The sequence below is a fragment of the Thiomonas sp. TH-17 genome (assembly GCF_057473305.1).
Genome location: NZ_JBYCKI010000038.1, coordinates 1 through 8,773, shown reverse-complemented (window position 1 = coordinate 8,773; position 8,773 = coordinate 1). Strand labels below are relative to the sequence as shown.

The 8,773-nt window shown below is 64.0% G+C and carries 7 protein-coding genes; 3 read left to right on the top strand and 4 right to left on the bottom strand.

From position 1 onward, the window contains the following. Positions 1-1,702 (bottom strand): glutamine--fructose-6-phosphate transaminase (isomerizing) (gene glmS, locus AC2VLV_RS02845; RefSeq protein WP_486988537.1); only part of this gene is annotated, 1,702 nt, incomplete at its 3' end. Positions 1,703-1,844: 142 nt separating this feature from the next. Between glmS and AC2VLV_RS02840 the strand changes: the two genes are divergently transcribed. Beyond that, on the top strand, positions 1,845-2,321 hold the full coding sequence (locus AC2VLV_RS02840) for an Lrp/AsnC family transcriptional regulator (RefSeq protein WP_486988536.1): 477 nt from the start codon (positions 1,845-1,847) through the stop codon (positions 2,319-2,321). Here AC2VLV_RS02840 and glmU read toward each other — a convergent pair. Together glmU and AC2VLV_RS02830 are read right to left on the bottom strand one after the other, a co-directional pair. Further along, positions 2,311-3,699, bottom strand: a complete 1,389-nt coding sequence (gene glmU / locus AC2VLV_RS02835) for a bifunctional UDP-N-acetylglucosamine diphosphorylase/glucosamine-1-phosphate N-acetyltransferase GlmU (protein ID WP_486988535.1) — start codon at positions 3,697-3,699, stop codon at positions 2,311-2,313. The genes AC2VLV_RS02840 and glmU overlap by 11 nt on opposite strands. 272 nt (positions 3,700-3,971) lie before the next feature. Beyond that, a complete protein-coding gene (locus AC2VLV_RS02830; RefSeq protein ID WP_486988534.1) occupies positions 3,972-4,763 on the bottom strand; it encodes a hypothetical protein in 792 nt (263 codons plus the stop codon). A 282-nt stretch (positions 4,764-5,045) separates the two neighbouring features. On the opposite strand from AC2VLV_RS02830, the gene AC2VLV_RS02825 reads away from it, so the two are divergent. Both AC2VLV_RS02825 and AC2VLV_RS02820 read left to right on the top strand, forming a co-directional pair. Continuing rightward, positions 5,046-6,443 carry a chloride channel protein gene (locus AC2VLV_RS02825; RefSeq protein ID WP_486988533.1) on the top strand — a complete coding sequence of 466 codons (1,398 nt, stop codon included), beginning with the start codon at positions 5,046-5,048 and terminating at the stop codon, positions 6,441-6,443. 84 nt (positions 6,444-6,527) lie between these two features. Continuing rightward, the gene (locus tag AC2VLV_RS02820; protein WP_486988532.1) at positions 6,528-7,817 is read left to right on the top strand and encodes an MFS transporter; all 1,290 of its coding nucleotides are present in this window, start codon (positions 6,528-6,530) and stop codon (positions 7,815-7,817) included. 63 nt (positions 7,818-7,880) lie between these two features. Here the strand turns inward: AC2VLV_RS02820 and AC2VLV_RS02815 are convergent, their stop codons facing one another. Next, entirely contained in the window at positions 7,881-8,360 is a 480-nt protein-coding gene (locus tag AC2VLV_RS02815) for an Lrp/AsnC ligand binding domain-containing protein (protein WP_486988531.1), read from the bottom strand. Positions 8,361-8,773 lie beyond the last annotated feature (413 nt).

Below are 8,773 nucleotides of genomic sequence, written 5' to 3'. Positions count from 1 at the left end.
GCAGGCGGATGAGGTGCACGCCTTCGCTGGCTTCGATCTGGCCGTCGGCGTCGGCGAAGACGTAGAGCTCGCCGCCGCGGGCGCGCACTTCCTGCAGATTGCTCTTGAGTTTGTCGAGCAGCGCGTCGCGCGGGGCGACGGCGACCACGGGCATGGCTTCGGTCACCAGGGCCAGCGGGCCGTGTTTGAGTTCGCCCGCGGGGTAGGCCTCGGCGTGGATGTAGGTGATCTCCTTGAGCTTGAGCGCGCCTTCGAGAGCGATGGGGTAGTGCATGCCGCGCCCGAGGAACAGGGCGTTTTCGCGGCGGGCGAACTGCTCGGCCCAGGCGATGATCTGCGGCTCCAGCGCCAGCACGCTTTGCACGGCGGCGGGCAGGTGGCGCAGGGAGGTGAGCATGGCGGCTTCAGCCTCATCGCTCAGGCGGCCTTTGGCGCGGGCCAGCGCCCCGGCCAACAGGTAGAGCGCGACAAGCTGGGTGGTGAAGGCCTTGGTCGAGGCTACGCCGATTTCGGCGCCGGCGCGGGTGAAGAACTGCATGGCGGTTTCGCGCGCCATCGCGCTGGTGGCGACGTTGACCACGGCCAGGGTATGGGTGTGGCCGAGTTGTTTGGCGTGTTTGAGCGCGGCCAGAGTGTCGGCGGTTTCGCCCGACTGGGAGATGACGACGACCAGCGCGCTCGGGTCGGGCACCGAGTCGCGGTAGCGGTATTCGCTGGCGACCTCCACCTCGACGGGCACGCGGGCGATGGATTCGATCCAGTACTTGGCGGTGAGCCCGGCGTAGTAACTGGTGCCGCAGGCCAGAATGCGCACGCCGCTGATGGCGGGGAACACGCCCTCGGCCTGCGGGCCGAACAGTGCGGGGGTGATGGCCTGGATGCCGTCGAGCGTGTCGGCGATGGCGCGCGGCTGCTCGAAAATTTCTTTCTGCATGAAGTGGCGGTAAGGGCCAAGCTCCACGGCGGCGGTGTAAGCGGTGATGGTGCGCACCTCGCGGGTGGCGGGCTTGTGGGCGCGGTCGACGATCCACACCTTGCCCAGTTGCAGGTCGGCCACATCGCCGTCTTCAAGGAAGATGAATTGGTCGGTGGTTCCGGCCAGCGCCAGTGCGTCGGAGGCGAGGAAGTTTTCATTCTGCCCAAGGCCGACGACCAGCGGCGAGCCGTCGCGCGCGCCGATGATGCGGTGCGGCTCCTCGCGGCTGAACACCGCAATCGCATACGCGCCGTGCAGTTGCTGTGTCGCGGCCTGCACCGCCTCGAACAGATCGCCGGCGTAGAGGTGGTCGATCAGGTGGGCGATGACTTCGGTGTCGGTCTGGCTCTCGAACTGGTAGCCATCGGACTTCAGCATGGCGCGCAGCGCCTCGTAGTTTTCGATGATGCCGTTGTGCACCACGGCGATGTGCGCCGACTCCGCCGTCTTGTTCGGCCCAGCGGAAAAGTGCGGGTGCGCGTTGCGGGTTGTGGGGGCGCCGTGGGTGGCCCAGCGGGTGTGGGCGATGCCGGTGAAGGCTTGCAGGTCGTGCGTTTGCGCGTCGAGCTCGGCCACGCGCGACACGCTGCGGGCGCGCTGCAGCTGGCCGTCGGCATAGACGGCCACGCCGCAGGAGTCATAGCCGCGATATTCGAGACGGCGCAGGCCCTCGATCAACACCGGAACGATATTGCGTTGCGCCACGGCGCCGACGATTCCACACATGAACAGACTCCCTTGGGTTGCGTTGGGCGCCATGATAGGCAGGCGATTATGAAATGAGTCGGCAATATTTCACGAAAAATGATTGCAGATTCCACCGCCATTAGTGCATGGAATAAAATTGCAAAAATGACTAAAAAATGGAATGAAGATGGAGCCGATTGAACTCGACGAAGCCGACCGGCGCTTGCTCGATGTGCTGCAGCAGGATTGCGCGCTGAGCAACCAAGAGCTGGCGCAGCGCGCCCACCTCACGCCGCCCACCTGTCTGCGCCGGGTGCGGCGGCTGGTGGAGGCGGGGGTGATCGAGCGGCGCATCGCCGTGCTCAACCCCGAGCGGGTGGGGGCGGGGCTGACCGTGATTGTCGAGATCACCCTTGCCGAGCAGGCGGCCGAGCGCATGACGGCGTTCGAGGCGCTGGTGGCCGATGTGCCCGAGGTGCAGCAGTGCTACCGCGTGTCGCCCGGGCCGGACTTTGTGCTGGTGTTGCTGGTCGTGGACATGGCGGCCTATCACGCCCTGGTGCACCGGCTCTTTACTGCGGCGAATCAGGTGCGCAATGTGCGGGCGTTTTTTTCGGTGCACCGCAGCAAGTTCGCGCCGCGGGTGCCTACTTCTTGACCGGGCGGGTCCAGCCGTCGAGGGTGACGGCCTTGGCACGCGCGACCGTGAGCTTGCCCGCTGGCACGTTTTTGCTCACCGTGGAGCCCGCGCCGATGGTGGCGCCCGCGCCGATGGTGATGGGCGCGACCAGCACGGAGTTGGAGCCGGTGTGTGCATCGTCTTCAATCACGGTGCGGTGCTTGTTGGCGCCGTCATAGTTGGCCACGATGGTGCCCGCGCCGATGTTGACCCGCGCGCCCACCGTGGCGTCGCCCACATAGCTGAGGTGGTTGGCCTTGGAGCCCTGGCCCAGTGTGCCGTTCTTTACTTCGACGAAGTTGCCGATGTGCACGCCGTCGGCCAAGGCGGTCGCGGGCCGCAGCCGGGCGAAGGGGCCGATGATGGCGCCGGCGCCGATGCTCGCGCCGTCGAGATGGCAGAAGGGATGGACCACCGTGCCCGCGCCCACGCGCACATCGCGCAACACCGCGTAGGGCCCCACGCGGGCGCCGTCGGCCAGATGCACTTCGCCCTCGAACACGCAGCCCACGTCGATGAACACATCGCGGCCGCAGTGCAGGGCGCCGCGCACGTCGATGCGGCTCGGGTCGGCCAGGGTGACGCCGGCGTCGAGCAGGCGGCGCGCAGCGCGCAGTTGCACCACGCGCTCGAGATGCGCGAGCTGGCTGCGGTCGTTCACGCCGAGCACGTCGTCGGCATCGGCCACGGTGGCGGCGCGCACCGGCACGCCGTCGGCCACGGCCAGGGCCACCACGTCGGTGAGGTAGTACTCGCCCTGCGCGTTGTCGTTGCGCAACTGGCCCAGCCAGCGGCGCAAATGCGCGATCGGTGCGCACAGAATGCCGGTGTTGCATTCGCGCACCGCGCGCTGCGTCGGCGTGGCATCTTTGTGTTCGACGATGCCCTGCACCGCGCCGTCGGCGTCGCGCAGAATGCGGCCATAACCAGTAGGGTCGTCCAGCTCGACAGTGAGCAGGGCGAGCACGCCGGTCTGCGCCTGCGCCACCAGCGGCGCCAGGCTGGCGGCGGGCGCCAGCGGCACGTCGCCATAGAGCACCAGGCACACGCCGTCACCCGGCAGGTCGGGCAGGGCTTGCTGCACTGCATGGCCGGTGCCAAGCTGCGGCTCCTGCAGCGCAAAGCGCAGGTGCGCCTGATGGGCAAAGGCCTCTTGCACCCGTTGCGCGCCGAAGCCGGTCACCACCACCGCGCGCTCGGCCGAGAGGTGATGCACGGTATCGAGCACATGGCCGAGCAGCGGTTTGCCCGCCAGCGGTTGCAGCACCTTGGGAGAATCGGAGCGCATGCGCGTGCCCTTGCCCGCGGCAAGAACGACGACGGAAAGGGCGGAGGAGGGGGTTTGGGCGGTAGTCATGCCGCGCATTCTAAAGAGCGGGAATGACGGAATTTCCTGGCCGACGCGCTGAAAAACCCCGCATCGGCGGGGTCGGCAGAACGTAAAAATAATCCCAGATTGTTCATTAGGACACGGGATGATGGCGCGGCGGGTTGGGGAAGGATTTGGTTCTGCGCGACAAGCCCATAGCCATTGCTATTGGCGCGAAGCGCGGGGGCAAAGACGCCCCAAACCGACCGCCAGCGCCCGTGTAGGGGCGTAGCCCCGCCTAATGGACAATCTGGGATAAGTCAGGCTGTGGCCGTGCGCACCACCGTCTTGGGCACTTCGGTCACCAGACGCTGCATCAAAAACTTGGGCAGGCCGATCCACATATCGAGCAGGGCCACGCCCATTTCCAGCATGGCGATGGGGCACGACAGCGCGCCGCCGATGAGCACGAACCAGGCGAAGTCGGGGTTCTGCTTGGTGAGGAACCAGCCGGAAAAATCGAGCAGCATGGCGATGAACGGCGTGATGACCGAAATGGCCTTGATCTGGCTGTGCACCCGCGTCTGCAAAAACAGCCAGCCGGCCACCCAGAAAATCAGCCCCAGCATGGTCAGGTGCACCATGCCGGTCATCAGCATCGAGTTGTACGACATGCCGGTGTCGACCTTGGCCACCGCCTTCACGTCTTCATACGAGGCCAGCGGCGGGTTGTGCAGTTGCTTGCTCATGGCCACGCTGTGGCACATCAGGCAGTGTTGCGCGAGGATGGGCTTGATGTCGGTCTCGTAGCCTGCCTTGGTCTGCCCGCCGACCACCCAGGTGTCGATGGTCTTCTGCAGTTGCGGCCACTGCTCTTTAGGCACGCCCGCGTTGGTGAGCATGGTGGGCAGCACGGTTTGCAGCTTGCTGCTGTCGCGATTGCCGTAGTACGAAATCTGGATGTCCTTGAGGGTCACCCCGGTCTTGCCGTCCAGCCCGGAATGGGTGACGTAAAGATAGGCTTCGGCACAAAGCAGACCGATGCAGACCAGAAAAATGAAGCCGGTATGCAGCAGTTTTTCCGGCAAGGTGAGTAGATGAAGGGAACGCATAGGTAAGGCTTTCTCGCAAGGTGTCAGCGGTTGTGAACGCGCCTGTGTTTTAACTTTTGTCAAAAACGCCGGGTTATCCTAGTGCGTAAAAACCCTTAAGTGCAATGCCTGAGTTGCACGCAGGGACACAGGCAACGTTTTGTTTCTATTGAGATTTACCCCGTGCAGTATGGTGAGGGGTTGCGCACCATTACGCTTTTCGCTTCATCCGTATGCGTATTCGTATACCAGGGCCCTTGGCCTTTACGGCGCGTGCGCGCCGTCCCGCTATTCTTGTTCCCTATGCATGCTCGTTACCGACCCGCCGCGATTTGGCGACTCACCCGAAAAGAACTTCGCAGATCGTGGCTGAATTACGGCGTGCTGTGGGTGGGGGCGATCCTGGTGGGGTTGGCAGCGGTGCAGTTCGCGAACTGGGCCAACGATGTGCTGGCAATCTTTCTCGGCTGGATCGACGGCCGGGCCTGGCTGGCGCTGCTCATCACCCCGGCGCTGACCGGCGGCGCGGTATGGATGACCCGCAAATGGTTCAACGGCAGTGAGGGCAGCGGTATTCCGCAGGTGATCGCTGCGCTGCATGGCCACCCCGATTCCACCCGCATCCGCCGTCTGTTCGGCCTGCGCATCATGCTGGGCAAAGTGGGTCTCGGGCTGATGGGCATGCTCGGTGGCCTCACGCTGGGCCGCGAGGGGCCAACTGTGCATGTGGGCGCGTCCATCATGTACGAGATGCGGCGGTTTTATCCGCGCGTCTCGCTGCGCATGGAGCGCATGTTGCTGCTCGCGGGCTCGGCGGCGGGTCTGTCGGGCGCGTTCAACACACCGCTGGCCGGGATTCTGTTTGCCATCGAGGAACTCACCCGCAGTTTCGAGGTGCGAACCAACGGCGTGCTTATCACCAGCATCGTGTTCTCCGGCCTGGTTTCGTTGGCGCTGGCGGGCAACTATCTGTATTTCGGTCAGATTTCTGCGCCCGACATCTTCCCGCTGGCCTTCGTCTTGCCGGTGGTGATCGCTGCGGTGCTCTGCGGCCTGGCGGGGGCGGCGTTCAATCTGGCCCTGCTCAAACAGGTGCGATGGATTCCGGCCAAGCTGCTGGCCTGGCGCGAGCGCTCGCCGCTGGTGTGGGGCGTGGGGCTGGGGCTGCTGGTCGCCATCATCGGCATCGCCACGGCCGGGCAGACCTGGGGCAGCGGTTACGACCAGGCGCGGCATTTGCTGATGAACCACGGCGAGCAGGTGAGCTGGTACTACCCGCTGGTGAAGTGGCTCAGCATGGTGCTGTCCTACATCACCGGGCTGCCCGGCGGGCTGTTCTCGCCCTCTTTGTCCATTGGGGCCGGGTTCGGGCAGTGGATGAGTCAGTGGTTCGGGCAGTATCCGCAGTCTGCCCTGGTGGCCATCTGCATGGTCGGCTATCTCGCGGCGGTCACGCAGTCGCCGCTGACTTCCTTCGTCATCGTCATGGAGATGATCAACGGTGGCGGGCTGGTGATTCCGCTCATGGCCACGGCGTTGATCAGCAGCCGGGTGGCGAACTTCTTCACCCCGCCGTTGTATGAGGCTCTGGCCGAGCAAAAGTACTTTGCGCCCTTGGTGGATGCGTCGCAGCGCAAGGCGCAGCCCGAGGCGCAAGCCGCCGAGCCGGTGGCCGTGACGGTGGATGAAAAACCGCGTTGATGACGCGCTAATCCCGGCTTTGAACCGGATTTGAAGGGTCGGCAAGAGCCCTTTTGTTGAACTACGACAACAAGGAGACTTCCCATGGCAACACTTTCTGCAACGCCCGCAGCCCCGCCTTCCGAGGCGGTCTATCGCCGCATTGGCTGGCGCATCATTCCCTTTCTCATCCTGTGCTATTTCGTCGCCTATCTCGACCGGGTGAACATTGGCTTCGCCCAGTTGCAGATGAAGGGCGATCTAGGCTTTTCCGACGCGGTGTACGGCTTCGGCGCAGGCATCTTTTTCCTCGGCTATTTTCTGTTCGAGGTGCCGAGCAATCTTGTCTTGCACCGGGTTGGCGCGCGGGTGTGGATCGCCCGCATCATGATCACCTGGGGGGTGATTTCGGCGCTGACCCTGTTCGTCACCACGCCGACGCAGTTCTATGTGATGCGCTTCCTGCTCGGGGTGGCCGAGGCGGGTTTCTTTCCGGGCATCATTCTGTATCTCACTTATTGGTATCCGGCGGCGCGGCGCAGCCAGATGACGGCCTGGTTCATGAGCGCGGTGCCGCTCTCCGGCTTGATCGGCGGGCCGGTGTCGGGCTGGATCCTGCATCACTTCCACGGTCACCACGGCTGGGCCGGGTGGCAATGGCTGTTTGTGCTCGAAGGCCTGCCGGCCGTGGTGCTGGGCATCGTCACCCTGTTTTATTTGGACAACGGCATCAAGCATGCCAAGTGGTTGAGCGCGGACGAGAAAAGCGCGCTGCAGCATGCGCTCGACCAAGAGGCGCAGACCAAACCGGCGCACTCGGCGCTGCAGGGCATGGCCGATCCGCGCGTGTGGCTGATGGCGTTGATCTACTTCTCCGTGGTCATCGGCCTGTATGGCCTGAGCTTCTGGCTGCCGCTGCTGATCAAGTCGACCGGCGTGACCGATCCGCTGACCATCGGCTGGCTGGTCGCGCTGCCTTACGGCGTATCGGTGGTGGCGATGATTCTGGTGGGCCGCAGCTCGGACAAGCGCCATGAGCGTCGCTGGCACGTGGCCATTCCCGCGCTCATCGGCGCCGTGGGTCTGGTGTTGTCCACGTTCTGGAGCACCGACACCACGCTGGCCATGGTGGCGCTGACGCTGGCGACCGTGGGCATCATGGTGGTGCTGCCGCTGTTCTGGGCGTTGCCCAACGCCTTCCTCGCGGGCACCGCGGCGGCGGCGGGTATTGCGCTGATCAACGCGTTGGGCAATCTGGCCGGGTTCTTCGGCCCGTCCATCGTCGGCTGGGTGAAGCAGACCACGCAGAGCACCAACGGCGGCATTCTGGTGCTGGCCGGGTTCATGGTGCTGTGCGCGGTGCTGGTGCTGCTCACGCCGAAAACGCAAAAATAAAAAAGCGCGCGCGAACCGGTCAGATTCGCGCGCGCCTTGCTGCAGCTCGCGGCTGCAGAGGAATCAGAGTTCGACTTGCAGACGGGTGGTGTCCTTCACTTCGTCGATCACGGCGAACGAGCGGGTTTCGCGCACGCCCGGCAGATTGGCGATGACGTTGGCCACAAAAGTCTTGTAGGCCGCCATATCGGCCACGCGCACCTTGAGCAGGTAGTCAAAGTTGCCGGCCACCATATGGCATTCCAGAATTTCCGGGCGCACCTTGATGGCAGACTGGAACGCCGCGAAGCTGTCGGCCACCGAGCGGTCGAGCTGCACTTCGACGAACACCATCAGCCCGGCGCCGAGCAGGTTGGGATTGAGCCGTCCTTCGTAGCCGAGAATGAAGCCGTCACGCGTGAGCCGCTTGACGCGCTCAAGCACGGCGGTGGGCGAAAGATTGACCAGTTGAGCCAGACGCAGATTGGCAATGCGGCCGTCTTCCTGCAGCAGATCGAGCAGGCGACGGTCGATGCGGTCGATGCCGCCAATTTTTTCAGACATGGCGAGCCTCCGCGGTGGGGGTGGGAGACTGCAAGCAAGGCAGTAGAGATTTCATCATGGCGTCGGTGTGAACGGTTGTATTAGTGGAGGTTTGAAATTTAGCGCATCAGTGTCATGCGGGTCGAAGTCTAGTGACAATTGCCTGACAATCACCCCGGTCTATGGGGGGCGACACCCGTAAACAGTGCCTCATTGCCGTGGAATCGGCACCACTTCCGGGTTGATTCGCGACTTAATTTTATACACCGCCCAGATTGAACTGTTCACTAGGAGCCTGTCGGGCTTTGGTCGTCGAAAGCGAAAATGGGGCCCAGCCTGGACAGTTTTTGCCGGATTTGCAGGCCCATAGCCCCGCTATGGGTCAAAAAGCCGGTGAAAAATGGACTGCTGCGCCCCATTTGCAGCCGACGATT